Source organism: Nitrospira defluvii (genome assembly GCF_905220995.1).
Classification (GTDB): domain Bacteria; phylum Nitrospirota; class Nitrospiria; order Nitrospirales; family Nitrospiraceae; genus Nitrospira_A; species Nitrospira_A defluvii_C.
Window position 1 is genome coordinate 659548 of sequence record NZ_CAJNBJ010000016.1, and the last position, 26284, is coordinate 685831.

Below are 26284 nucleotides of genomic sequence, written 5' to 3' on the forward strand. Positions count from 1 at the left end.
CCGTTTAGGCCGGCCCCTCCAGCTTGGCGATCCCCATGGCTTTTAAAATTACCTTCTCGTAGTAGGGTTCGCTGACGCCCTTCTTCATCTTGCGCAAGAAATACTTCTCCAGCGCAATTTTGGCAAGATGCACCCATTTGCCCTTCTTCGCCCAGGTCACATTGCGCGGGGCCATTTGCGGCAGGGCCACGAACGCCACCCCGGTGTCGCCCATGTCGGCCAGGCAGATCGCGTTCCAGGTTGCCGTCTCTCGTTTCGGATCGTCGTCGATATCGGCCTTGATGTTGTGCACGGCCGCCGACACCATCGACTCGATCATGTACCCGGTCTTGGGCGCGCCGGTCGGGATCGGCGTCTGTTCCACCGGCGGGATGGCGACGCACACCCCGACCGAATAGATATTTTTATACTTGGGATTGGCTTGATAGGCATCGATATTCACAAAACCCTTCGGATTGCAGAGCCCCGGCGTTCCCGCCACCGCATCGACGCCTGCAAAAGGCGGGATGATCATCGAATACCGGAACGGTACTTCTTGGCCCCCGTCCAACAGGAACTTCCCCGGCTGTACTTCCTTGATCGCCGTGTTGCAGATCGGCTTGATGGAATGTTCGGCGAACTCGTCCTCCATCAAACGGCGCGAGGCGCCCACACCGGCGAGACCCATATGCCCGATGAACGGTTCCGGCGTGACGAAATAGATCGGCACCTTCTTCCGCAGTTTTTTCTTCCGCAAATCGGCATCCAAGATGAACGCCATTTCGTAGGCAGGACCGAAACAGGACGCGCCCTGCGCCGCCCCCACCACGATCGGGCCCGGGTCCTTGAGAAACGCCTGATAGGTACCCCAGGCCTGCTCGGCATGGTCCACATTACAGACCGATTGGGTGTACCCGCTGGGACCAAGCCCTGGAACCGCGCCGAAATTAAGTTTCGGTCCGGTGGCGATGATGAGATAGTCGTAGGGAACCTCGCCCTTCGAAGTGATGACACGATTCTGCTCCGGCTCGATCCGGTCCGCCGTCGCATGGATGTATTCCACGCCTTTCTTCTCCAACACCGGGCCCAAGGCGAAACTGATGTCTTTCCTCGTTCGCCATCCGACGGCCACCCAGGGGTTGGAGGGCACGAAGTGAAACGATTCCACGTTGGAAATCACGGTGACCTTATGTTTCTTGGCCAGCAGCTCCCGAGCTTCATAGGCCGCCGGCAACCCTCCGATGGACGCCCCGATGATGACTACCCTTGCCATGGTTCACCTCCCATCAACACAGTCGAAGACATCTCCTTGCGCGTGCTCCCTCATGACCTGGGTGCATGACAGCCGCACCCGAATCAGACATGCAGGGCCCATGCCCTCTGCTCACTTGTTGAGAGGCATGAAGGGTCGGTTTGGATTCACGCCGTCGTTGTAACAACCGAATTCGGCAGCTCCGTCAGGTTGTGATGCACAGTGAGCTGACCTGGGGTCTGGCCGTCAGATTGTATCTCGATAAGACATCTGGACAGATCGCCCGGAGTCTGCGGGGGATTTGTCGGGTTGACTTGGAGCCCCAGGGGTCGGTAGTCCTATAACGGTATGCTCGTATCGAGGAGGGAATCCATGGCACTCAATCGTATATATACCGGCAAAGGCCTCGTCATCACGTTGGTTGTAGGATTTGTAGCGGTCGAGGCTATCATCGCCGCCGGCTTTCTCAGCTTTGTCCATTTCAAGACCTCGGCCAACTGGGCCACTAAGAGCGAGCAGGTCCTTATCGAGTTGGAACGGATGAGCGGCACCGTGGCAGGAGCCGAAACCCAACAGCGGGGATACCTGATTACCGGGTCCGACGAGTATCTGCCCCCCTATCGGGAGGCGATCGACACCCTGGAAACGCAGCTCCGACGGATCGGAAGCCTGACGAGGAGCAACAGTCTCCAGCAGGATCGAGTGGCCTTTCTTGCCACACAGGTCGAGCAGCGGGGGGACGAAATGGACCAGGCCATCGCGACCCGACGCACCAAAGGACTGCCTTTTGCCAAGTCAGTGGTCTCGGTTAATCACCAGAACCGGACCATGGCGACCATACAGGAAATCACCGACCAGATCCGGGATGAGGAAAATCGAGCCCTCGCCCGACACCGCGCAGACTCCGAAGCCTGGGCCTTTACGACCGGCTCGTTCGCCGTCGCGTTTTTCCTGCTGAACGCGGTCGTGTTCACCTTGTGTGGCCTGGTGATGAAACTGGCGTTAAGCAGCCAGTCGCAGGCCGAACGCCTACTCCAAAGCCTGCGTCCATCGACGGTCTCTGCCGCGCGATAATCGCGTGGCGACAACGGACACACCGTGGTGCATGCCGACGACACCTGTCGCCAGACCGCTCGCCCGGATGAATCATGCATGCGGTCACGAACTGTTGAAGATCGACGTAGAGGCCAGCAGCTCGTTTACCGCAGCAGCACATGGCATGATTCGGATACTCGTAGCCCGCAGGATGCGCAAGAAGGCCGTCCAGCAAGGCCGCAGCAAGCGAAGAGGCGAATCGTACTCGCGCTGTAAGGTGAGCCTCTGAGGTTCACGTCGCGCGGAATAACGCGCGGCACGTTTGTGAACGCCGCCGAGCCGGTGAGGCGGCCGTGTCTTGCGAGAATGCCGCTGGCGGACTTTTTTCGCATCCTGTCAGGTGCGGGCGAGCACCACGGCGAGGAGCAAGACCAGCAGTGCCACGAGCAGCGACAGGCGAGGCACCAGCGCTGAGTACCGCACCAACACCCGATCCCTCGCACTGCGTTCCGCTTCAGCCGTCCCCAGAATTCTGCGGACTTGCGGTCCCACCACGAGATCGTGCGCTAATGTCAGGGTGAAGAGGAAGGCAACGACAGAAATTTTGGCGAGAAAAATCGTCGGCCACTGCCATGGCTCCAGCAATGGAATCGATCGGCCCACGGCCATCACCGATCCGGTGACGATGAGAATTCCCATCGCTCCCCAGACCAAGGCCCTGAACCGATAGGCAATGGTCCGAAACAGCACGACATGCTTGGCAAAGCCTCCATCCTGTTTCAGGACCGGCACAAGCACGACCGACAAGAACACCATTCCTCCGACCCACACCACGGCGGCCAGCAGGTGAATCCACACCAATGCAAACACGAGCGTATCCTTTCGGCTGTATGGAAACGGTTACCATGACAGAGCGCCACGGAGGGCGCAAGGAGCGGTGACGTTACGACTGGGTGGGACGAACCAAATTCGGGCACCACTCGACCTCTCCGAATACGAGCAACATCTGCGTTTCCGGATGAACGAGGGATGCGGGGGAATCCCCCTTCGCCGTGCACTGGGGACAGACAAATTGACAGGGACTCTCGCAGGACGGCACGGAACATCCCAGCAACGCCTGCAGACTCCTTGCCTTCCCCCTGCAGTAGGCCTGTCGATCGGGATGGGAGAGACTTTGCCGATAACAGTCCAGCCGATTCCAGAGGGCGACCAGACTCGACATACGCTGCCCCCCGACTGTGGCCCAGGCTCCTGGAATCCGGACCAACTCGCCGATCACGCGAAGCATGAGATCGAGAGAGTCAGGCACATCAGCGAAGGTGAGCACATGATGGGGGCCGCAGCCGGTCTCGTCAATGCGGTGGGTGCAGGCCTCCCCATGGGCAGCCTCATGGACTTTGCGCGGTAAGACCGTATCACTCGGAACATACAGCGCGACGTTCACCACGGTCCGCCCTCCGCGTCTGCTGCGCGAGACCGCGGCCACGCCGATCAGGCCCCATGGCTCAAACCGGCGTGGCCGCGTAGGACTACTTGTATCACACACGAACGCCGGCGTATATCCCAGGCCGGTGCCCCATCGCCTCCATCGCCCTAGAACGAAATGCCGACGTAGGGTCCCACCTGAAAATAGTCGTTGTTCGTGTTGGTCAGACGCGCCGTGAGGTGATAGCGGGCATCCACACCCACTTTGAACGCCTTCCAGACGGCATACTCGAACCCGCCGCCGAACTGCACACCCAGATCGAGGTACTGCGTGCGATTGGACGGCGGACTGATCACATGGATATCCAGACCGATCGGAATGATCCAGGGCCGGAATGCATTTCCATCCATAAATTTGATTTTCGGCGCGACATCGATCGTGACCATCGTGAGCTGGACCTTCTGGGGATCTGTGGCCAGCGTGTCGGTCAAGGTTCTGGTCGCGATGCTCCCGGCGGCATTGTTCACGCGGTTTGAATTGATGCTGTTGAACTGCAACCCGATTTCACCGACCACCCAAGTCTTGTCCATTCCTCCCCAGACATCCTTTGACATGACCAGATCCAAGCCCGCGCCGGCATACCATCCGGTATTTCCACCATTCTGGCCGCCAATCCCTGCCGTATCCGTAAAAATCTGCCCGCTCCGGTCCTGGTTGAGATTCATGAACCCGCCCTTGAAGAACACCATATTTCCGGTGCCTTCTTCAGCCGATGCCGGCTGCGCATAAGAAACACCGAGCACCGCGGCGATCGCAACCCCTACACCCCACATTCCAATGTTCCGCACGATTCTCCGAACCCGCATCATAGTCCCCTCCTTGATGTGTCACCGAAACGCCTGACTGGCGTCCGGGTTGCCCTCCCGCCTTGTCCTCACCGGCTTGACGTAACAACAGCGCGAGCCTGTGGTGGACGCTTCTGATCATCGTGGATACTCCTCGTCTTAGGCCTGCTTCGATCATGGAATGCATCGGCGCTGCCCGTGTCGGCCCCACAACATCGGGTGCGCGCCTCATCGATCCCGCGCCCGTTGCCACTCATGCGTACATTCACACTTGCAGCATGCGCCGGCTGATTCGCCGTCGTTGTTCGGCCGTCAACCGCATCTCGGCTAAGGCGAACAGCAGCCGCTCCTCGCAGGCGATCAATTCCTGATAGCGACGAATCAGCGCGTACAGTTCTTCGGTCAGCGACCGCAATCCGCCACCTCCCGTTGACGCCGCTGCATCGTGACCGTCCTTTCCAGCCAATTGTTTCAGCACCGCAGTCGCATCAGCTTTCAACGCCCGGTGTTCGTCCAAGAAGCTCTGGAACTGCTCCTGCTCTTCTTGCTTCCGGCCGAGGACTCGCCGCAGACCGCCCACCAGCATGGCTTCCCGTGTGAAATGCACGCCCACGGGGCCGGTAAAGAATTGGAGCAATTCTCGTAGCGTATCCCGGTTCGTTCGCTTCACCGCACCACTCCCGACAGTGCAGGAGCTCATCGCCGTTTCGACCATAGCCAGCCGTTCCAAAATCACCTGGTGCTCCCGTTTGAGCAGCGCCACCGGATCGACGGCGATCCTCGTTGGCCTGCTACCTTGAGACACCATCATTCCAGGATCCCATGTCCAGAAGCTCCAACGGACGAACAACGCGACAGCGTGATGGCGTGCGCACTGTACCGAACAGGACAGTGGCCCGCACTAGGATCGGCCGGTCTGGCGTATGATGTATCTCAAGGTTTTTGATAGGCCCTTAGACCTATGCTTGCAGAGATGCGGCATGCGTCGGGATGGGCGGAACGCACATGAGAGACAAAATGGAGAAGGCTTGTGGGGCGCGGAATGTCGAACCTGGATTCGTGAACGCCATGTTGCGCCTGTCGCGCGTCACGCACGACGCATCACTGTTCACATGTGAGGAATTCGCTCAGCGCTGGGCGATTCTGGAGAGGCGGTCTGAATTCAGCAAGGTAATGGTTCGTCCGTCGAGGGTGAGGACCCCCTCATCGCGAAAAACGCCGAGCAGGCGGATGGCGGTTTCAACCGTAATTCCGGCCATCTCGGCCACTTCTTCCCGTTTGAGGGTGAGTCCAACCCGGACATGATCGTCATGTTTTTTTCCGAATCGATCGCCGAGTTCGAGCAGCAGGCCGGCTAATCGCTCGCGGGCGGTTTTGAACGTGAATTGATCGAGATGATCCATATTGACCCCCACTTCGTTACTGAGGAGCTGGATCAGCTTGATCGCCAGTTGAGGATTTCCGCGGATGACAGCGAGGTAGCGTTCCTTGTCGATGACGCAGACCTGAGAAGGTTCCAAGGTTTCGCACGTGACTTCATGAAGGGCTCTCTCGCCGAAAACATGTTTCTCGATCAACTCACCAGGACCCAAGATGCGGACGATCTGCCGCTGGCCGCGTGTCGAAGAGCGCGTGAGCTTGACCTTGCCCGAGCATAACACGTAGAGGCCCAAGCACAGATGACCTTCGTAGAACACGGTTTGGTGCGGTGCGTACTCGAGTGTGCGTTTGATTTTCTCAAATTCGGCGAGATCGCTTCCTGCAATATCGCACAACACGACCTTCGCGCGAAGCCCGCAGGTGCTGCAATTCTCAACAAGGCAGGGCTTACGTTTCACCACTGGCCGATTCCTGACGCTAATCCAACACCGAGCGATCGACGACGAATCGCAATGCGATCCTCTGCTGCACTGACCGCCGTGGGTGATGGGGGAAAATTTTCATGTGCTCCGTCGTCACCCGGTGAGCGTGCTCACGGGGTGATGCCGTGAAGGAGGGCGGGTTACGTGCTTGGTGCGCTCCAACGCCTTCCGTCAACGCACGGCTGAAGCAATTGACCGACGCGACATCAAACGCGCAAACGGGATACGGGGAGCCGGTCGCCTCCCGATCCATCCGAAGACGGGCCGGCTCCCTCTCCCCGATTACTCCTTCACCAGTGACACCTTCGTTTCCACGTTCTCCTTGACATCACGCGCACAACGGAAGCCCATCCAATTGATCTTGGTCGTGGGATCGGTCCCGTTGCGCATCGCCACTCGCATGGTGGTGGTGCTGTCCATCCAGCCGCCGCCACGAAACGCCTTTTGCGTGCCGGTTTCCGGGCCTTGAGGATTCCGGTTCGGCGCCGTCTTGTAATAGTCCTGGTCGTACCAATCATTGACCCATTCGGACACGTTCCCCAGCGTTTGATACAGCCCATAGGGGCTTACGGCATTGTCGTACTTATCGACCGAAATGAGCGGCGGATACATCAGCAGCCGTTCAGGTCGATCGCGGACCGGACCGGAGAGACCGGTGCGGCCGAAATTGGCACGGCTCAAACCTGCTGATTGATTTCCCCAAGGATTCAACCGCCCGTCGTCTCCGCGAGCCGCCTTTTCCCATTCCGCTTCAGTCGGCAATCGTTTGCCGGCCCAGCGGCAATAATTGTCGGCGTCGTACCAGGAGACATGCATGATCGGATGGTTCGCCATCGATTCCTGGAAATTCCCGCCGTCGTAGCGCCAATCCAGTTGCGGCAATTTTCCGGTCGCCAGGATGTACTTCAAGTAGTGCAGATTCGTGACCTCGTACTTGTCGATCTCATAGGCATCCAGATACACGCGGCGCTGCGGCAGCTCAGACCGATAGGCTACGCGATCGACCTTTTTGTCGCTGCCCATAATGAACTCGCCTGCCGGGACCAACACCATCTCTTCCTTGAACTTCATCGTCGCGACACGCTGCTCGGCAAGCGCTTTTCCTTCCGGCGTCCACTCGACGATGATGTCCTGTGTGTCCAACGCGCGTGCGACAGGAATCACCGCACACAATGCCGCTCCGATCACCAGCGCCTGCCCGGCACGCTTGAGTGCCCGTGTCACGCCTTTTCTCTGCTTCCTCATGTTCGGCCTCCCTCTGATATTCCCGCCACTCCCTCAGCGATCGGCCTTCCGTAGAAGTTCCGGATCAATCGCCGACAGTTGCTGGCTTGTGTCACCCGATTGTGCGCAACGAAATCCCGTCAAGTAACTCCAGTGATCCAGGCCACCGGAATTCCGCCCCGCGGAACGGGCGACTTCGGGATCCTCATTCCATGACCCTCCGCGAAACACTTTATCCTGCCCAGACTCAGGGCCCAGTGGGTTTCGGTTCTGCTCTTGTCGATAGTATTCCGGATCGAACCAATCCGAGACCCACTCGCTGACATTGCCGGCGAGTTGATACACCCCATAGGGGCTCACGCCGTTCTCGTACCGATCCACGTTCGCCAGCGGTGGATACTTCGCCCCACGTTTGGACCCGGAATGCGCGATGTTACTCTTGATCCACCCAGCCGGTTCATTGCCCCAGGGAAACATACGCCCGTCTTCGCCCCGTGCGGCCTTCTCCCATTCCGCTTCCGTCGGGAGACGGGTGCCACGCCAGCGGCAATAGGCATCGGCTTCCCGCCAGGTCACGCCGATCACCGGATGTTTGGCCATCTTTTCGGGAAAGGGCTGCCCCCGCCAGTAATGCGGCCAGGCCGCCCCGGTGGCCAACACATACCGCAGATAATTCACATTGCTGACTTCATACCGGTCTATGCTGAATGCATCGACATAGACCCGGCGCTGCGGCTGCTCTTGTGGACCGGCCGCCCGATCGAACTTTGGGTCGCTCCCCATAAGAAACGGACCGGCCGGCACGTGCGCCATGCCGTTCGGCACCTCGATCAATGCGAGCCGCTCTGCCTCATCGAGGGGCGACCACAAAGGCGGAGGCTTCGGCAATTCATGGTCGGCCGAGGCCCAGTCGGCAGGCGCCCACCAGCCCGTCACACTCATGACCGTTGCCAACACAATCCTGCCAATCGTGCGATCTACACGCATCGTGCGCCACTCGTCATTCGCCCGCAGAAGGAGACCGCTTCGCCGACATGACGATAGTCCCTTCTGCGTGACATGCTTCAGCTCAGTGCTCCTGCTTTTGAAGCAGGGGATCGATTTCCTTCTTCGTTTCCTCAGTCACGTTGTACCGGGTGTACGCATGGTCCAGGACTTCATTGGCATACAGCCGCCCGATCGGCGCCGGCACTCCGATGGTTGTCTCAAGGGCGCCCTTGGGACCGATGGTGACAGTTTGTTCGGTAGTCGTCCTGATATAGGGATGCCAGACAACCAACTTATAGGTCCCAGGGGGCACATCGGTCATAGTGAATCGGCCTTGTTCGTCCGTCTTCGCAAAGTAGGGATTCGTGATCGCCACGCCCCAGCTCTCCATATAGGCATGGAACCCGCATTGCATGACGAAGATTCGGCGCCCCTTGCTCAGCTTGACCAGTTCCTTCATCGGAGGACCGGCCATGTGTTTGTGATACATGCCGGCTTCGGTGCGATCCTTGAAATTCCGCGGATGCTGTGGATTCATCGGCAGCGGCACATTGAAGAGGACGCGTGCCCCTAAATTCGACGTTTCGTACGCTTGAATGTCGTGCATCACAGGGTCCATGTTGACGACCGTCACCGACTGATCGTCCCGTACGACCGTCGTAAACGGCAGGAACAGGCAGTCCTTTGCTTCAATCTGCGGCACCTCTTTTTCAGCGAAGGGCTTGCCCTTCTCGATCCCTTCGAGATACACCACCACTTCACGAAACTCGCCCTTCGGTCCGACGTTGAACGGTTGCAGGATACGCCACCCTTCCCCATCGGAAATGCGCCCGCAATAGAACGGATCGGGCAGCGTGGTGAGGTTGTAGCCCTTTGGTTTTGGAACGGCCCCCTCTAATTTGACGACTCCCGTCAGTGTCCCTCCGTCCGACACGGTGACTTCTTCGTAGGCTGACGCCGACCCGCTCGCGAGAAACGCTCCGAGAGCCGCCGTCGCCAGACCAAAGACCCACCGGGATGCATGCACCTGCTTCTGCTGTTCTTCACACGTCATTGTCATTCCCCGTGTCACGTCCGGCCTCCTCTGTGATGGGTTCATGTAGTGATCGATGTCCGCTCTCGATCATACAGGGAACCGATCACTGAATTCCTCCCCTGAAACTCAAAACACAGATGGGGGAGCTGCGTGGTACAGGCAGCTCCCCCATCCGGTGTTACACCATGACGTCCCTACTTACTTCATGGCCGTCGGAATCGCCTGCGCCTCAGGCTGCACCTCGGCTTGACGTGCACCTGAACCGCTTGCGCTGAGAGGCTGAATCCGCGAGTCGCCAACCGGCAACACGCGCATATAGCCCCATTGTCCGGACTGCGTGTAAGGCAGCCGAGCATTGGACCAGACGAAGTCTCCAACCTGACGATACGGTCCGCCCGCACCGCCACGGATGAAGACGTCGAGGACTTCAGACCCGGCATATTCCACCACGCTGATCATATCCGCACCAGGCATGTACGGTTCGATCGGCCACTCGTGGCCCTCGACACCGAACATTCCGTTCTGCTCGCTGTTCGCCCCGATCACGTGGATCCGGACGGCATCTCCCGCATGCGCCTCGATCAAAGGCGTGACGGGATCTTCGGGCTTATCGACCGCGCAAGGCTGGAAGATCTTGCCCAACGAGCACCCTTGCTCTTCGCGGAACTTGTACGGTTCAGCGCGGTAATTCACCGACGTCAAACCGGCCACGTTCTGCACGTACGGCATGAACGCGGTTCCGATGATGTTGTCCTCATCTTGGAAGAAGAGGGCGACGTCACGATAGTTCCGCTTGCCGGCGTTTTCGGTGAGCGTGGTGTCGACAATGACATCCGCCCGCCACGTGTTCTTCTGAGACACATCGGCGCCGGTCACTGGATCACGATACTGCGATCCCTTCGGTCCGATGATGATCGCACCGTACAACCCGTTACGCGGATTGACCACGATGTTGCCGCCGTCCCAGACCAACGACGTCGTTTCCTTGTTCAAAGGATGCGCGTAGTAGGTATAGGTGCGGCTCTCGCCCGGAGCCACGGTCTGGTCGCCGGCATTGTTACCGACGTTCAAGCCCTGGCTGTCGCGCGGATCGAAGGCCAGGCCCGGCGCAAAGAAGGATGCCCGGCTCGCCTTCATCTTGTTCTTCAGATTCACCTTGATGCAGTCACCCAGATTCGCGCGCAGCGTGAGCGGATTCGGCATCACGTTGCCCGCCACGGTCGCGGCTTCTTCCTCCAGCGCGAAGATCTTGCCTTCCGGCATGGTCATTTCAATCTTCCGCTCGAAGTCCACCTCGATCGCATCCGGGGCCTTCGGATTGAGCTTCATCGGGCGATCCAACGCCACGACGTTGAAGCTCTTCACCGGAGCATCCGACGGACAGACGGAATTTGGTGTCGCTGGGATCCCGAGGGGATTGGTCCCCTTGGGCAACGGCATCAGATCCGGTACTTGCTTGTCGAGTACACGAAGGATGCCCCATCCACCCTCGGCGAAGTGTGACGTTCTGCCGTTGAAGTGGATGTAGTCACCAGGCATACCCTGGAATCCGCCCGCCTTAGAGACGAGGTCATACCGTTCGGCGATCCCGACGTGAATCGAGTTCTTCCGGTTGGCATCCGCCGCATACCGCTCCGTGAGGAAGGTATGGCCGGCGATCGTCCAGACGTGCGACTCGTTCATCAGCTGGTGCAACAGGCGGAACACCATGGTGTCGCCCGTGTACGCCCGCAGGAGCGGAGTGCCCGGATCACCGTGAACCGCGCTGCTGAACAGCTTGGAGGTGTCCGGATTGTTGGACAGGCGTTGTGCAAACGGGGCCGCGCGGAAGTTGAAGCCGCTACCGGTCGTGTGCGTTCCGCCGTTGATGTACTTGTTCGGCGCGTTCAAGATCTTATCCGGCATCTGGAACGACACCGTCTTGCCCGCTTCCAACGCCACTTCGATCGGCTGTCCGGGAGGATTGCCGGCTTCGATGACGTTGACCGTGTGCGGCACCGTGTCGTGGATGGAAACCATCAACTCGCGGAAGCTGCCGCTGACACCGGCTCCGATCGGCTCATTGCTGTGAATGTCCGCGATCGGCCCGCTGTAGACCAGCTTGCCGTTCTTCGGATCATGATAGGTGGATCCGTACGGCTCCACGATCGTCACGCCGAACCCGCCATGGGGCCAGGTCGTCGCGCCGAACGCGTGGTCATGCCAGAACACCGTTCCCATATCCACGTCCACCCACCACCGATAACGCACGAACTCCGGTGATACGAGGTCGCCCACCGGGTGGCTGTGCTTCAGCGGCTTGAAGAACGTGACCACATCGCCCTTGATTTCCTTCACACGGGCGACTTCCTGACAGCTCTTATCCCGCGGCAAGGACGCCGCTGGATCGTTGCCCTTCTCCAAGCAATCCATACCGACCATCAACTCGGTGTTGACGTGGAAGGCCGTGGCGCCGGGCGCCATCTGGATCTTAATGGAGGTCGCACCGGCTTTGGCTTCGCCGGTCAGCTTGGCCACCATCGGTGCCGGCAACCCATGCTTGGTCTTTTTGCCCCACATGGTGAACGGCCGAACCGACATTTCGTACTCCATGCCGGAGATCACGCCGTCCGAGTTCCCAGTATCGAACTGGAAGAAGTGGGGATGGATGTTGATCTTGGACGACTGGAAGTTGGTGTAATCGTCGTCGTCCCATTCGCTGGTCAACAACACGTCCACGCAGTCATACACGTTGGCGCGGATGACGGCGGGCAGTTTCAAATCGTCATTGGCTCTGGTCAAACGCTCTTCTTCGTGAAGGACGTAGATCAGACCATCTTTGTCCACCATGGCCGGCTCTTTGCCCTGCTTCTTGGCAAGGGTGATCGGCATGCGGACAAAGTGAATGTTGTAATGCTTCCGGTTGGCGTTGTCAGGGCACAGGCTCCAACGGCCCTGTTCGCCCGGCTGCGCCGGCTCTGAGGTCCGCTCGCCGTTCGCATCCTGGTGAATCGGCTCCAACCATGGCGCACCGCTGTGGTTCGCCGAGAACGGAACGCGCTTGCCGAAGTGTGGCTTGAACAACGGCCAGGCCATTTTTCCCGTCGTCGGATCGAACAGGATTGCCGGTCTGGTGCTGTCATCCCACTTCACTGCCCACGGATACTTCGGGTTCTGGGCCGTGCTCTCCCGCTCACCGCGGGCGATGTTGCCGTCCCACTTCCAGTCCCACACCGTCGAATCATAGGCCATGATCTGGCCCTTCTCATCGTTGGTGTGGCCCGGTTGACCCTGAGCCGGCACGAACATTTCCACCCAATCCTTGATGTTCACGATCACAGGATCGGACTTCCAGTTCGTCTTCTGGCTCTTGTCCACAATCTTAAAGGTCTTACCGAACCAATCCACCGTCGTGCCGATCAGCTTGTCGGACGACACACCGAGCTTCATGCGGCCCTTGCGGTCAGGCAATTCCGCCAAGTCCGGCATGGTGTCCGTGTGGCCGTTTCCGGCTTGCAACGTGTTGTAGAACCGGCCGTACCCCCACATGCCCGCGACGTAGTGATGCGCCACGTGGCAGTGATAGAGGAATTCACCGGCCAGGTGCTGACAGCCGCCGCCGCCGCATTCCGGCTCGAGGTCCAGGGCTTCCGACGGACCGATGACTTCGACGTCAACACGATCCGACTTGGTCCGAACCACCGGATACTTCACCGGTCCGTCCTGACCTGCCGCCCAGAGGGTGTTCATTTCGGTGCCCGGGCTCCGCTGCCAACGGATCGTTCCGCTGTGCGGATGGTGGGAATGGAACACTTCCGATCCACCGTGCACCACACGCCATTTCACCGGATCGCCCAAGTAACCGCGGGCAATCGTGGTGGGTGGGTCGCCGAAGGTGTAGGCGCTGTAGGCCAGCGATTCATCTTCGAAACCGAAGTACTCGTGCTGCAAATGCATCTGATCGATGCCGAACGGCTCGCTGCGATAGTTCAACGCGCGACCGCCCGGACGATACGCATCGGTGAGCGGATCGCGCTGCGGCAAGAAGTCACCCTTCTTGTTCAGCGGGCGGAAGGCTTCGTCGCCGATTTCGTGATAGAACAACACGAACTCGCGGAAGTCCGGTCCCGATCCGTTATCGATGTTGACCTGCCAACCACTGGCCACCTGCTTGTCCGGACCCGTTCCCAGCGAATCCACGTAGGTCGAGCCTTTGGGCTCGACAATGAACGCGCCGAAGAGCCCGAGCACGGTCAATTCGCGGTCATGGCTCCAGGAGTGGAACTGACGCACACCTTCCTGCATGTTCGGGTGGATGTACCACTCGAAATCCTGCACCTTCCCCGGCGATACGATCGCATCAGGGTTCGTGGTCGTCGCCGGCTTGCCGGTCGAACTCACGATCATGCTGGAGGCCTGGATGAACAAGCTACCATCCTCGGCTTCCATCTGGTTGCGCAGAGTCATCTTGACGCAATCACCCTGGTTGGCGCGAATGACCAACGGCTGAATCACATCACCCTGCAATCCGGTGGTCACGGCACCAGGATCAAAGCCTTCCTTCTCACGCGCAGCCTTGTTCTTCTCCTCTTCCGCACGCGCTTTCGGGAGATCCTCGGTCAGGACGTACATGTAACCGGGATAATAATCGAGCCACCGGTTGAGCGTGATCTCGATGTTGACCATCGAGACATCATATTTCTTCACCGGCGCGCCCGCCGGACATTTCCCGCCGTTGGTCAAGACCGGCTCGCCCTTCGACGAATCGGATGCCAGCAAGAAGCTGCTCCCGTCCTGTCCCATGTACTGGTGCATCATCGACATTTCGTTGAATGCACCGGAGGTCTGCTGCGCCTTGGCATCGCTGCCCGCCTGCTGCTCCAACTTCTCCATCAGGCGGTGGTGCTGCATCTCCATCTTTTCCGCATTGCCGGCTCGACCTTCGATGGCGTTTTCCACCACCGTCTGACCCTTCAAGGTCTGGGTCCAACCCGGCATGGCGACCGGCGTCGCATGTCCATCATGCGACTGATCGCCTGACCCGGCCGCGAACACCCACGGCGCAGCAAGTAAGCTGCCCGAGAGTAGCGCCGCCTGCAGGCTCAGCATCGCCTTGCGACTGATGCGCCTGCGTTTTGACTGCACTGAAGACCTCATATGTCGGCCTCCCTCCTTGATAATCCCGCGCCCTTCCGCGGGAGTGAATAAAAGCGTGGTCGTGTGACCGGCCTCCGTCAGGCAGGACCCCGGCTGCTCCGGCCTCTCCTTCTCCCCTCCACGAAACGCTCCAAAAGAGAAAAGGGCTGGTGAAGGGTGTCCTCAAAGTTTGAGGGAGCAGGTCATTCGGAGGCCGGTCCTAATCACCCGCGCCTTCACCAGCACCCCGGCACATCGCAATTGATGTGCCTATCCACCCACCTCAATGAGCAGAAACGTTTCGCTACACTATCAACATGTTATGAGTGTCGAGTGCGACAACGAGGAAGAACGGACTACGGGTTGTTTTCCAGGCCTTTAGACAGACTGCAGGGGAGTGAACGACACGCATGAAAATACAATGACTTAGACTGTCTACATTATTAGACACCAAGGATTCTGTTTTGTGGCAATAAGGGGCAAAGAGGCTCTGGATGTCCGGAGGATTGGCCGGCAACCGAGCTGATTTTGAAGAGGATTTTGCGGGACGTCGAGATTCGGAGCAGTGAGGAGAATCGATGGAAGCGGGCCTAACGGATATCGAACTCGTGGAGCTTGTTATAGAGACTTGCGCGACTAATTTTGAGAAGACGTGCGGCCTTCACCCGATTTCCGGACGTCTGCTGCAACGCCTGAAGTATCCGAACCCGCTCAGCCTGCCTCGCCGCATAGCGCCCGACCGTCCTCAGATCGGTGGCCTCGACATGCGACCCGACAGCCACCAGATCCGCGCAGGTCAGTTCCTGGTGAGTGGTCGTGACCACGGCACGCTCGATATAGTGCTGCAGTTCGCGAACATTGCCGGGCCAAGGCGCAGCAGTTAATGCGCACATGGCTTCCTCGCTGACCCGGCGCAGCTCTTGCCGATGCCGCTGGCAGGAGTCCCCGACAAATTTCTCCACCAACAGGGGAATGTCCGCCCTCCGCTCCCGCAACGGGGGCAGATGGACGGGCAAGACGGCTAATCGATAATAGAGATCTTGTCGAAAGGCCTTCGCCTTCACTAAATCGGTGAGATCCTTGTTGGTGGCCGACACGACACGAACATCGATCTTGATCGGTTGTGTGCCGCCGACCCGCTTGATCTCCCCTTCCTGCAAGACTCGCAGGAGCTTGGCCTGAAAGGTCGGGGAGGTGTCGGCAATTTCATCCAAGAAGATCGTGCCCCCGTCAGCTTCTTCAAACAACCCGGGCTTGGCCCCTGCGGCTCCGGTGAACGCGCCTTTGACATGGCCGAACAGTTCACTCTCCAGCAATGTTTCCGGGAGCGCTCCACAATCGACCACCACAAAAGGCTTCTCACGTCGATAACTGGTCTGGTGAATCGTCCGAGCGACCAGTTCTTTTCCCGTGCCGCTTTCCCCCTGAATCAGTACCGTCGCCGAGCTATCCGCCACCAACCGGATCATTTCAAAGAGCTGATTCATCGCCGGACTCGCGCCGACGAGATCGCCCAATCGTGACGCAGTCCGTTCCGGGCGCGATGCGCCCGGCTGGTGCTGCGGAAGGGATGCCGGAATACCGAGCGGCTCCGGCCGCTTGTGAAACAAAACGAGAATGGAGCCGACATCTCCCCCGGAGGAGACAAGCGGAAAGGCCTGATGCATACCACAGGCAGTGCCGTCACCCGACGTATTACAGGAAACCGTCAGCACTTCACCCGTCGCAAAAACAGACTCAGCAGGACATGTCCCGCAAGGATCTTTCTTTTGAACGAACGATTCGTAACACTTCGCCGGCTTGGTCCCCGCTGGCGGCTTTCCTGACTTCCCCCAGGCAGCATCGTTGGCGTAGACGACATTGAGCTCCCGGTCCATCACAGCGACGCGGTCGGTCAGTCCATCGGCCAATTGACGAAGCGCTTCTAAACGAGCGGCGAGAATGGGATCAGCGAAGGGAGAGAGGGGTCCTGTTGGTGCGTGAGATCCGGCCATCTCATCACTCCTTATTTCAGAAGAAACCAAGAAGGGCCTTTCTTCAGTGTAAAGGCCCTATATGTACTACGCCTGGAACTTCGAAGACAACCCTCTCACCAAGGGGGGCCATCGGGTCGCCGCACCGTCCGACCCGGGTCATCAATGGATGGTGCGTTCGGACGCCGAGCCCTCGGCAGGCATGAGGAGTCGTTTCACCGTCGCCTTTAACTCCGACAGGCGCACCGGCTTGTCGAAATAGGCAGTCGCGCCGCTTTTTAGCGCCTCCTCCTTGGTTTTGGCGTCGCCGAATGCCGTCATGACGATGATCGGGCAGGCCGGCGCACACCGTCTCAGCCGATGCACATAATCGAAGCCGCCGGACGGCATTTTCAAATCCGTGACGATCAAGTCCGGTGCGGCCCGCATCACGGCATCCAACCCTTCCGCCCCGTTGCTGGCTTCGCGCAATTGATACCCTTCCCCCCACAGCTCATCGCACAGCAAACTGCGCATGTCCTTATCATCTTCCACCACCAACAACACGGCTGGTGACCTACCTTTCATGTCGAGGCTCCAATAACCGGTTTCCATGCCAAATGAGTCAACGCAAACTATGTGCCATTCCTCCTTGGCCCTGGCATGAGGCAACACCTTGCGTTCATTGATGATTCGGCAGTGAAGGATTTTCCAAACAGAAACGGAGCCCCAGCGGCGTTGGTGAGAAAGACCCCACCTGTATAGACAGGCTGCCCCGAAGCGCTACAGCAACCACCCAACCTGCTTCTCGGATCACTCTTCAAACCGGGGAGGGAAAAGGGTGATCATCACGATTTCTGACCGGGGTCGACCTGAATCGGCAGACAGATCGTAAACACCGTTCCAACACCCGGCTCGCTCTCGACCTGGATCGTGCCGCCATGTTCCTCAATGATGCCCCTGACGACCGTCAAGCCAAGTCCGGTCCCCTTGCCGAATTCCTTGGTCGTAAAGAAGGGATCGAAGATCTTGGCAATGACGTCCTTCGGCATGCCGTGACCGGTATCGCCGATCACCAGCATGACCATGCCGCGATCCGTTGCCGGCGCCAATGCGACCTTCAGCACGCCCCCACCCGGCATCGCATGGATGGCGTTCATGACCAAGTTGATCAACACCTGGCTCATCTGATCGGCATCGGCGCGCACCAACGGGCAAGCCTCCGCGAACGACGTTTCAACCGTGATGTGGCTGTGCGAAAGCCGCTCTTGAAAAATTTCCAGATTATCCTCGACGATCTGATGGAGATCCAACGCCCGATGCTCAACCGGACGACGGCGGGCAAACGCCAGCAGCTGATTCATCACCCGCGTGATCCGTTCGACCTGACTGATAATGGTCTGGAGCCCCTTCCTGACCGGCTCCTCCTTCGTGCGCTCCATCAAATATTCCGCGCGGCCCAAAATGACGTTCATCGGCGTCCCGATCTCATGGGCCATGCCGGAAGCCACCGTGCCGAGTTCGGCCACCCGCTCAGTCCGGCGCAGCTGCGCCTGCAGCCGCTTCCGCTCCGTGATGTCGCTGGCGATCCCATCGATCCGCAGGGGATGGCCCGCCTCGTCCTTGATGACTCGCCCACGATCATGCAGCCATCGCACTTCGCCGTCTAGCCGGACGATGCGATACTCGACATCAAACTCCCCGGCACGCTGGAGATCCGACAGCGCCTGGTCGGCCAGGGCACGATCCTCTTCATGCACCACCGCCAACCGTAGCGATGGCTGGGCGAGGAACTCTTCGGTGGACCGGCCATAGATCTCCATCACAGACGGACTCACATAATAGAGCGTGCCCCAATCCAGAGACGCCGACCAGATCACATCCTCCATCGCCCCCAGCAGGCTCTGAAGCCGTTCTTCGCTTTCCCGCAATCGCTGCTCTGAAACCTTGCGCATCGAGAGATCGCGCAGCACGACGAGAATGCCGGCTCCCGCTTCGTCCTGGAACCGGGCGGCCCTGACCGCCACATCGACGATGGTCCCGTCCAGTCGAACGGCCTTCTCCTCGACTTCGGGGACCGTGCTGCCGGAATCCAGCAGGTGCCGAATCCGCTCCCGCACCAGATCGTGAAAGTCGGCATGCACCAACTCGTAGAGCGACCGACCGAGGATGTCTTCCGGCTGACTCGCTCCGAACAGCTGCAGTCCCTGCTCGTTGATGAACACAATCCGCCCCCCGCGATTGACGAGGATAGCATCCGGCAACACGGCCAGCAGACGTCGATAGCGTTCTTCGCTTTGACGCAACAGCTGTTCGGTCTTCTTCCACTCCGTCACGTCTCGGGTCACTCCCAACACGGCGGACACACTGCCATCGGGGGCACGCAGCGGCACCACATGGGTGTCCAGCCATCGGGGAGTTCCGAGAAACCCCACCAGCCGAAACTCCAACCGACCAGCCTCGCCATGGGCGGCCTGACGGACCAATTCGCGAAACACCGGCTGAAACTCTTCGGCCACCAGGTGACACACATCCTTGCCGACGACCTGTGTGGGGCTTGTCGCCTCAACCATCGCCAGCCCCGCCGCATTGATGGTCTGAACCGTGCCGTCGAGCGCAAGTACTTTCACACACTCCGGCTCCGTCTCGATGATCGCCCGCAGCAGCGCCTCACGCTCCGCCAGATCTTCCTCCAGCCGTTTGCGCTCAGTGATGTCGCGAAGGATGACGGTGTAATACCGCAGGCCTTCAATACCGATTTGCGAAATCGCCGCCTCAATGGGAAATTCCTCGCCAGAGGAGCGAACCCCCATGATTACTCCCAACGCCCCCATTTGACGCGTGGTAATACCCGACCGCCCGAACTCCCGGATGTGTTCCGCGTGCGCGCTACGAAACCGCTCGGGAATCAGGCGGTCCAACGGCCGCCCCAACATGTCCTGCGCGCTCCACTGAAACATGTCTTCCGCAGCCTGATTGAACAACACGATTTTTTGCGCGTCATCCACCGTGATGATGGCATCCATGGCCGATTGCACGATCCCTTCGAAGCGAAGCTTGTCATGCTGCAGCTCGGCTTCGGCCCGGCGTTGTCCGGCCATCGCCCCTTCCACGGCAGCTTCTGCATGGGCGATGGCCTCCGCCGCCTCGGCAGGTGTCGATTGCTTATGCGCGGGCTCAGGCATGGTCGGTGGAAACGCCTGCACCGAATGATTCCGACGGTTCGCGGACAGGAACGTGAAAATGGTTACCAGGAGCCCAATGCCCAATAGTCGATTAATCCAAGAGGAAATCGGCGGAAGCTCTGAGGGGGAGGCGACCGCCCCGATCACGACCAGCAGGGCGACCAGTCCCACGCCATAACGTATCGAGCCAGTCCGGGAGCTGGCCGCGGTCAGCGCAAGAGGAATCGCATAGAGTAGCCAGACCGCATACTCGGCCGGCAGCGACAGGTCGAGCAGGAAAATCCCCAGGGTCAGCAGCGCAGGGCCGCCATATTCAAGTAGCAGGGTTTTTAGGGGTAGAGGGTACACGACGGCTCCCCCACGACGGTGAGACGTGGAATCTACGCGTCTGAGTGTGGTTTGCCCTCGATCTCGGCGAGCTTGCGGTACAGGGTCTTGCGATCAATGCCCAGCACATGCGCGGCCTGATATTTATTGCCGCCCGTCTTTTCCAGAATTTTCACGATATATTCCTTCTCGACTTCGTGCAGCGGCAAGGTACGTTCGGCCGCTTCGTCGAGAATCCGGCGATCGCCGCGAGCGCCCTGAACCTGGATGGGTAAATCCTCCGCGCCGATGATGTCGCCGTGACTCAACGTCACCGCCCGCTCGATGACATTCTCCAATTCCCGGACATTGCCCGGCCAGGCGTAGTCGGCCAGCATCGCGAGGGCCGGCTCGCTGAGCCCCTTCACCTGCCTGCCGCGGGCGGAAGCGCACTTTTTCAGAAAGGCATCCACCAGAATCGGAATATCCTCCCGCCGTTCCCGCAACGGGGGCAACCGCAGCTCAATGACATTGAGGCGGTAGTAAAAGTCTTCACGGAATCGCTTATTCTTTACTTCATCGACGAGATTCAAGTTCGTCGCGGCGATAATCCGTACATCCACCGGAATGGACTTGGTGGCACCCACACGTCGAATTTCCCGCTCTTGAATGGCACGCAGCAACTTCGCCTGCAACATCAGCGGCAACTCGCTGATCTCATCCAGAAACAGCGTGCCCTTCTGCGCCTCCTCGAACAACCCGCGCTTATCCACTTTGGCATCCGTGAAGGAGCCCCGCATATGGCCGAACAGTTCGCTTTCCAGCAACTGTTCCGGAATCGCCGCGCAATTCACGGGGACAAACGGCGCATCACGTCGATCACTGTTGTAATGAATGGCTTTGGCCACCAACTCCTTCCCGGTGCCGCTCTCGCCGGTGATCAGCACATTGGTCGGACTATCCGCCACCCGTCGAATCAAATCGAAGACGGCCTGCATCGGCTTGCTCTTGCCGAGAATCTGATGAAAGCTATATTCCTTGTGCACTTCTTTGCGCAGACGACTCACCTCGCGCCGGAGGGCCGCTTCGCGGATCGCCCGTTCAACCACCCGCACCAATTCTTCGGTCTTCACCGGCTTGGTGAGGTAATCGCTGGCCCCATGCCGCATCGCATCGACTGCGGTCTCCACCGTGCCGAACGCCGTCATCAGAATCACCCCGATATCGGGGTACCGCTGTTTGACCTCCGTCAGCAGCTCGGTGCCTTGCATGCCTTTCATTCGGAGATCGGTGAGCACGACGGCATAGTCTTCCTCGCTCAACTGTTGAAGCGCCTCGTCTCCGCTGCCGACCCCCATGCATTGATGTCCTCGGCCCTGCAAGACGTCACAGAGCAGACTCCGCATGTCGGCGTCATCGTCGACTACCAGTACTGCGCCCCATTCCTCTGTCATACAGCCTTCCTCTCTGGACCAGACGGTCACCTCAGGGCCCGCCGAGCATGCGCGAACAGACTAATCGGCCAACTCCTGAGCGGTCAAGGGGCGTCCTGCCGCAACCGACACCAGGCCACTGTCCCAAAATGCCCCATCGGTCCTGGCGAGACTCCACCTCGATGGTCATGACCCAGCGGGCTTCTCACCAATCCACCGCCTGTTCAACGAAACTGGAACGGCACCTCTCTTGCGTTCTTCTGAGAGAGACGGAGTGACCGTATGAGTTCGAAGCCATCTGAGCCTGACCCGCAACAGACAACGCATGCCACACCGGTTGTGCCGGCCTCAGTCCCTGTAGTGCAAGGTCAAGGCCATCCCTCCGTCCCAGTTGCCCTCGGCCGGCAGGAGACTTCGCCTAAGCCCAGGCGGTCAGCAATCGTGGTGGCGATGGTGAGCCTCCTCGTAATTCTTGCCCTGGCCTTCTGGCGCTGGTGGGCGAATGACCCTGTGACCGCTCACTATAAGACCCTCCCCATCGAACGTGGGCCGATCACGTCCCTGGTCACCGCCACAGGCGCCGTGAATCCCGTGATCTCCGTCCAGGTCGGCAGTCAGGTGTCGGGCAAGATCGCAAAACTCTATGCCGACTTTAATTCGGTCGTACGGGAGGGACAGATCCTGGCCTCAATCGACCAGAAACCCTATCAGGCCAAGGTCAGTCAGGCCAAAGCGGCGCTGAAAAGCGCGCGGGCAAACCTTGCCAAAGCTCGGATCATGCTCGCGCAGCGCAGATTGGAATTTACGCGGATGACGGCGTTGCGGGAGCAGCAATTCGTCGCCCAATCGGAGCTCGACCTCTCGACCACCAATCTGCACGACGCCGAAGCCCAACTTGATCTGACCCAGGCACAGGTCGATCAAGCCAAGGCCACGCTCGCCTCGACCGAACTCGATTTAGGCTACACCACCATTTTTTCTCCGGTGAACGGCACCGTCGTGTCCCGCAATGTCGAGGAAGGGCAAACCGTGGTGGCCAGCTTTCAAACACCCACGTTGTTTGTCCTGGCCCAGGACCTGACCCGCATGCAGGTGATTGCCAACGTCAGCGAATCGGATATCGGAGGAGTGACCGAAGGCAAGTCGGCGGACTTCCGGGTGGATGCCTATCCAAGGGAATCATTCCATGGCATCGTGACGCAGGTCAGAAATGCGCCGGTCAGCATCCAGAACGTCGTGACCTACGATGTGATCATCTCTGTCGAGAACCCTGAACTCAAACTGAAACCCGGCATGACCGCCAATATCACCATCGTGACCGCCCGTAACGAAGAGGCCCTGCGCGCCCCCAACGCCGCGTTGCGATTCCGTATGCCGGGCGTGCCGACGGATCGCAAGACGCCGCAACTCTGGATACTCGACGCGACAGGTCGCGTGCGAGCGGCACCGGTGACCCTCGGCATTGCGGATTCCCTGTTTACGGACATCACATCCGGCGATGTCCACGAAGGCGAGGCCGCCATTGTCGGCCTCGCGACGACGGAAGAGACCGCGCAGGAAAAACTGCCCCCGGGTTTTGAGTTCGGGCCGAAAATGCGGTGATGCAGCCCTCATGAGCTTTCTCTGGTTGACGATTCTCTCGGCCCTCCGCATCCTCCGACGAAATCCCCTGCGTGCCGGCCTGACCATGCTCGGCATCGTCATCGGCGTCGGCGCTGTGGTCGGCATGGTCAGTCTCGGGCAGGGCGCGACGGCCTCGGTGCAACGCGAAATTGCCAGCCTCGGCACGAACGTCCTCATCATCATCCCCGGCGCGACCACCACCGGCGGCGTGCGCGGCGGACTCGGGAGTGTCTCCACCCTCACCGTCGATGATGCCCGCGATATCGAAAAGCGCGTCGGCGACATCGGCCTGGTGACCTATGCCTCCCGCTCGGTGCTCCAGGTCATTCACGAGCACAAGAACTGGAATACCATCGCGCTCGGCACCACCACCACCTTCACCGACCTGCGCAACTGGCCGGTGGCCGACGGGAGCTTTTTCACGCAGGCCGATGAGGACTCCGCCGCCAAAGTCGTCGTGTTGGGGAAAACCGTCGCGGACAATTTATTCGAGCGGGGCGAGGAGGTCATCGGCGCACAGATCCGAATCAAAAATGTCCCGTTGCGCGTGATCGGCATCCTGTCGCCGAAAGGACAATCGCTGTCCGGCCAGGATCAGGACGATCTCGTCGTCCTGCCCTTCACGACGGCGGAGCGCAAAGTGCTGGGCACAAAATTCCTCGGGACCGTCGGCATCATCATGGTCGCCACTCAGCACCGCTACAGCATTCCGGCCGCCGTGGAGGAGATCAAAGAGCTCCTGCGCGCGCGACATCGCATTCACCCGGCCGAGGAAAACGACTTTACCATCCGCACCATGGAGGACGTGGCGAAGACTGTCGCCGGCGCGAGCCGCACCATGATGATGATGCTGCTGAGCATCGCCTCCATCTCGCTCCTGGTTGGAGGGATTGGCATCATGAACATTTTGCTGGTGTCGGTCACGGAACGCACCAGAGAGATCGGCATTCGCATGGCAGTGGGCGCCAAACGCGCTCACATTCTTCTGCAGTTTCTCGTCGAGGCGATCATTCTCACCGCGATCGGCGGAGTGGCCGGGGTAATATTCGGGATCGCCGGCGCGCGGCTCCTGACCCGCCTCATCGGCTGGCCGACCATTATTTCTTCACAGGCTGTCGCCGTCGCCTTTCTCTTCTCACTGGCCGTAGGGATTTTCTTCGGCCTCTACCCGGCCAACAAAGCCTCACGCATGAATCCGATCGAAGCACTGCATTATGAATAGATAGGGTCAATCAGAGGCGGAAACGGGCTCCCAACCTTGACACCTCTTGTGAATTTCCCGAGTATGCACCTCGTGGGTACAAGGGAGCAAATGAGCGGAAGTTTCCAACGTGGCAGGATCTGCCAGACGGCGAGAGACGGTATTGGATCGATGTTCCAAGCCGGTCAGGCTGGCGTGTCCGATATGTCAAAGCAGTCGGCGCCGATGAAGTCACACTCCGTTTCTACCAGGAGGTCTACGATGCAAAAGGGGATTTGATTGAGGTCCATCATAAGTATCCGGTAGACTTGGGTCATCGAAAGGTGTAGCCGCTATGGAGATCATCTCCCGCGAAGCCGTAGCCAAAAAGCTGGCCGCCTATTTGCATCACGATCTCTCACTGGCCGACCTCGTCGCATGGGCAGAGTCGGCGCTGATGGAGAGTGACTTCGATCCCGCCCATTACGCCGCTATTCGCGATGTCATCGCACGGCTTGGTGTCGCCGACGTCCGGACCTTCGGGCTTGCATGGGAAGATTGCGAACAACTCCTTGCACGAATTGGGTATTCTGCCCAAGTCAACGTCGTCGCCCGATAGCCGCGTCCCTGCGCAAGTCCCTCAGACTTTCCACGGCCGCCATCTGCGCGAAGATCTTGCAGGCTTGAAATCGAACACTCCGTAATGTGTTGCTTGGCTGCTAGACGGACAAACTTTGATCTTACGGGATTAGGGATGAGTGCCTCACCAACAGCTCGAAAGATTCAGAAATTGGTTCATCGAGGCCTTCCTGCTGTATGCAGAGAACATCTGTCTACGGGCAGACTCTCTGAAGAGACTTCTCTAGGCCTTCAGAGTGTATGGTGAGTTGATTTGTGGAGAGGTTGGGGAACAGACCTTGGTATTTTGCCTGAATTCGACAACGTGCATCTTCCTCTAATTCATCGCACATCTTCATATCGATGACTTCAACCACGATGCTCCCTTTCAGACTGCGTTGGAAAAGCTCAATTACTCTTGTGTCGTAGTGGGGGAATGAATAGCCGATGATTACGACCTTCTCAGCTCTTGCGAGAACCTCCTCTGCTTCTTTCCATAAACCTGCAAACACCGAATCATGTTCTAAATGAGGAGTTACAAGAAGAGGAGCAATCGTATTGTTACACAATTGGACATGGCACCTACCTCCGGGGAAGGTCCTTTCCGTGATTGAATAGTTCAGAAGAGTAAGATGGCCTTGAGAACACACAGCCCAGTCCAAGGAACCATTCAGCTTCAGGAGCGGGAGGCCTTTTCCCGAAGAGTAATTGCATCTATTTGGATCTATCCAATCAAAGTGCACACGATAATCTAGCTTGGGGCCTGGGGGCCCCTCATTCAAATAGGTGTCAAAATTGAGCGCAACTACGGAAATATTTGGCATGCCAAGAAAATGCTTCTTGAACTGGTCATATCCGCGATGATGCTCATTACTCACAGAAACAATATGCTTTAGGATCAACTGCTGTAGCAGTTTTTCCCCTTCCTCCTCACTGTTCCCCTTAAGGCTTCTCAGCATGTCGTCCACGTAATGGCACTTGCGCAAACGCTCTTCGGGCGCGAAGTAAATCATGCACTCTTTCTGCATTGACAGAAATTTATTAGCCTCTCCACGAAACTCTGGAAATAACTTCTCTGCCAGCTGAAGGAATTTGCTGTAGCGAGGCGTGTCTGCAAAAGGATGAGAGTCCTGCCAATACGTCCAGACCAGGTTCGTCCCGAGTGGCGTGTGCACGAGGGCACGAGAAGCTCCTGCTCCTATGACGAGAACAATAGCCAAAGATAT

At 58.8% G+C, this 26284-nt stretch carries 19 protein-coding genes; 4 read left to right on the forward strand and 15 right to left on the reverse strand.

Going from position 1 to position 26284, the window contains the following annotated elements; genetic code table 11:
- Positions 1 to 4: 4 nt before the first annotated feature.
- A complete protein-coding gene (locus KJA79_RS14770; protein WP_213042814.1) occupies positions 5 to 1252 on the reverse strand; it encodes an NAD(P)/FAD-dependent oxidoreductase in 1248 nt (415 codons plus the stop codon).
- A 351-nt stretch (positions 1253 to 1603) separates the two neighbouring features.
- Here KJA79_RS14770 and KJA79_RS14775 point away from each other — a divergent pair, with 351 nt between their 5' ends.
- A complete protein-coding gene (locus KJA79_RS14775; RefSeq protein ID WP_213042815.1) occupies positions 1604 to 2305 on the forward strand; it encodes a CHASE3 domain-containing protein in 702 nt (233 codons plus the stop codon).
- A 357-nt stretch (positions 2306 to 2662) separates the two neighbouring features.
- Here the strand turns inward: KJA79_RS14775 and KJA79_RS14780 are convergent, their stop codons facing one another.
- The 13 genes from KJA79_RS14780 to KJA79_RS14840 all read right to left on the reverse strand — a co-directional run bounded on the left by KJA79_RS14780 (position 2663) and on the right by KJA79_RS14840 (position 21658).
- A complete protein-coding gene (locus KJA79_RS14780) occupies positions 2663 to 3136 on the reverse strand; it encodes a hypothetical protein (RefSeq protein ID WP_213042816.1) in 474 nt (157 codons plus the stop codon).
- Positions 3137 to 3209: 73 nt separating this feature from the next.
- Positions 3210 to 3713 carry a hypothetical protein gene (locus tag KJA79_RS14785; protein ID WP_213042817.1) on the reverse strand — a complete coding sequence of 168 codons (504 nt, stop codon included), beginning with the start codon at positions 3711 to 3713 and terminating at the stop codon, positions 3210 to 3212.
- 146 nt (positions 3714 to 3859) lie between these two features.
- Positions 3860 to 4561 carry a hypothetical protein gene (locus tag KJA79_RS14790; RefSeq protein ID WP_213042818.1) on the reverse strand — a complete coding sequence of 234 codons (702 nt, stop codon included), beginning with the start codon at positions 4559 to 4561 and terminating at the stop codon, positions 3860 to 3862.
- 241 nt (positions 4562 to 4802) lie between these two features.
- The gene (locus tag KJA79_RS14795; protein WP_213042819.1) at positions 4803 to 5348 is read right to left on the reverse strand and encodes a hemerythrin domain-containing protein; all 546 of its coding nucleotides are present in this window, start codon (positions 5346 to 5348) and stop codon (positions 4803 to 4805) included.
- 316 nt (positions 5349 to 5664) lie between these two features.
- Positions 5665 to 6378 (reverse strand): Crp/Fnr family transcriptional regulator, encoded by a 714-nt coding sequence (locus KJA79_RS14800; protein WP_213042820.1) that lies wholly within the window; start codon positions 6376 to 6378, stop codon positions 5665 to 5667.
- A gap of 303 nt (positions 6379 to 6681) precedes the next feature.
- Positions 6682 to 7644: a formylglycine-generating enzyme family protein gene (locus KJA79_RS14805; RefSeq protein WP_213042821.1), complete on the reverse strand. Its 963-nt coding sequence runs from the start codon at positions 7642 to 7644 to the stop codon at positions 6682 to 6684.
- Between the two features lie 33 nt (positions 7645 to 7677).
- Complete coding sequence (locus tag KJA79_RS14810; RefSeq protein WP_213042822.1) at positions 7678 to 8610, reverse strand: formylglycine-generating enzyme family protein; 933 nt, start codon at positions 8608 to 8610, stop codon at positions 7678 to 7680.
- An 82-nt stretch (positions 8611 to 8692) separates the two neighbouring features.
- A complete protein-coding gene (locus KJA79_RS14815; protein WP_246507678.1) occupies positions 8693 to 9670 on the reverse strand; it encodes a carboxypeptidase regulatory-like domain-containing protein in 978 nt (325 codons plus the stop codon).
- A gap of 174 nt (positions 9671 to 9844) precedes the next feature.
- The gene (locus tag KJA79_RS14820) at positions 9845 to 14782 is read right to left on the reverse strand and encodes a cupredoxin domain-containing protein (RefSeq protein ID WP_213042824.1); all 4938 of its coding nucleotides are present in this window, start codon (positions 14780 to 14782) and stop codon (positions 9845 to 9847) included.
- Between the two features lie 569 nt (positions 14783 to 15351).
- Positions 15352 to 16755 (reverse strand): sigma-54 interaction domain-containing protein, encoded by a 1404-nt coding sequence (locus KJA79_RS14825; protein ID WP_213042825.1) that lies wholly within the window; start codon positions 16753 to 16755, stop codon positions 15352 to 15354.
- A 141-nt stretch (positions 16756 to 16896) separates the two neighbouring features.
- Positions 16897 to 17301, reverse strand: coding sequence for a response regulator transcription factor (locus KJA79_RS14830; RefSeq protein ID WP_213042826.1), 405 nt, complete (start codon positions 17299 to 17301; stop codon positions 16897 to 16899).
- A 260-nt stretch (positions 17302 to 17561) separates the two neighbouring features.
- On the reverse strand, positions 17562 to 20246 hold the full coding sequence (locus tag KJA79_RS14835) for a PAS domain-containing protein (RefSeq protein ID WP_213042827.1): 2685 nt from the start codon (positions 20244 to 20246) through the stop codon (positions 17562 to 17564).
- A 32-nt stretch (positions 20247 to 20278) separates the two neighbouring features.
- Positions 20279 to 21658: a sigma-54-dependent transcriptional regulator gene (locus KJA79_RS14840; protein WP_213042828.1), complete on the reverse strand. Its 1380-nt coding sequence runs from the start codon at positions 21656 to 21658 to the stop codon at positions 20279 to 20281.
- A gap of 261 nt (positions 21659 to 21919) precedes the next feature.
- Between KJA79_RS14840 and KJA79_RS14845 the strand changes: the two genes are divergently transcribed.
- The 3 genes from KJA79_RS14845 to KJA79_RS14855 all read left to right on the forward strand — a co-directional run bounded on the left by KJA79_RS14845 (position 21920) and on the right by KJA79_RS14855 (position 25059).
- Entirely contained in the window at positions 21920 to 23239 is a 1320-nt protein-coding gene (locus tag KJA79_RS14845; protein WP_213042829.1) for an efflux RND transporter periplasmic adaptor subunit, read from the forward strand.
- A 10-nt stretch (positions 23240 to 23249) separates the two neighbouring features.
- Positions 23250 to 24482: an ABC transporter permease gene (locus tag KJA79_RS14850; RefSeq protein ID WP_213042830.1), complete on the forward strand. Its 1233-nt coding sequence runs from the start codon at positions 23250 to 23252 to the stop codon at positions 24480 to 24482.
- Positions 24483 to 24795: 313 nt separating this feature from the next.
- On the forward strand, positions 24796 to 25059 hold the full coding sequence (locus KJA79_RS14855) for a hypothetical protein (RefSeq protein WP_213042831.1): 264 nt from the start codon (positions 24796 to 24798) through the stop codon (positions 25057 to 25059).
- 214 nt (positions 25060 to 25273) lie between these two features.
- On the opposite strand, the gene KJA79_RS14860 is transcribed toward KJA79_RS14855, so the two are convergent.
- Positions 25274 to 26278 carry a hypothetical protein gene (locus KJA79_RS14860; protein ID WP_213042832.1) on the reverse strand — a complete coding sequence of 335 codons (1005 nt, stop codon included), beginning with the start codon at positions 26276 to 26278 and terminating at the stop codon, positions 25274 to 25276.
- Between the last annotated feature and the right edge of the window lie 6 nt (positions 26279 to 26284).

Bases quoted from the DNA above. Each gene is read 5' to 3' on its own strand.
- KJA79_RS14850 (WP_213042830.1), top strand. From the start codon at position 23,250: ATGAGCTTTCTCTGGTTGACGATTCTCTCGGCCCTCCGCATCCTCCGA.
- KJA79_RS14810 (WP_213042822.1), bottom strand. From the start codon at position 8,610: ATGCGTGTAGATCGCACGATTGGCAGGATTGTGTTGGCAACGGTCATG.
- KJA79_RS14830 (WP_213042826.1), bottom strand. From the start codon at position 17,301: ATGAAAGGTAGGTCACCAGCCGTGTTGTTGGTGGTGGAAGATGATAAG.
- KJA79_RS14790 (WP_213042818.1), bottom strand. From the start codon at position 4,561: ATGATGCGGGTTCGGAGAATCGTGCGGAACATTGGAATGTGGGGTGTA.
- KJA79_RS14845 (WP_213042829.1), top strand. From the start codon at position 21,920: ATGAGTTCGAAGCCATCTGAGCCTGACCCGCAACAGACAACGCATGCC.
- KJA79_RS14820 (WP_213042824.1), bottom strand. From the start codon at position 14,782: ATGAGGTCTTCAGTGCAGTCAAAACGCAGGCGCATCAGTCGCAAGGCG.
- KJA79_RS14770 (WP_213042814.1), bottom strand. From the start codon at position 1,252: ATGGCAAGGGTAGTCATCATCGGGGCGTCCATCGGAGGGTTGCCGGCG.
- KJA79_RS14840 (WP_213042828.1), bottom strand. From the start codon at position 21,658: ATGACAGAGGAATGGGGCGCAGTACTGGTAGTCGACGATGACGCCGAC.
- KJA79_RS14805 (WP_213042821.1), bottom strand. From the start codon at position 7,644: ATGAGGAAGCAGAGAAAAGGCGTGACACGGGCACTCAAGCGTGCCGGG.
- KJA79_RS14795 (WP_213042819.1), bottom strand. From the start codon at position 5,348: ATGATGGTGTCTCAAGGTAGCAGGCCAACGAGGATCGCCGTCGATCCG.
- KJA79_RS14855 (WP_213042831.1), top strand. From the start codon at position 24,796: ATGGAGATCATCTCCCGCGAAGCCGTAGCCAAAAAGCTGGCCGCCTAT.
- KJA79_RS14775 (WP_213042815.1), top strand. From the start codon at position 1,604: ATGGCACTCAATCGTATATATACCGGCAAAGGCCTCGTCATCACGTTG.
- KJA79_RS14815 (WP_246507678.1), bottom strand. From the start codon at position 9,670: ATGACAATGACGTGTGAAGAACAGCAGAAGCAGGTGCATGCATCCCGG.
- KJA79_RS14825 (WP_213042825.1), bottom strand. From the start codon at position 16,755: ATGGCCGGATCTCACGCACCAACAGGACCCCTCTCTCCCTTCGCTGAT.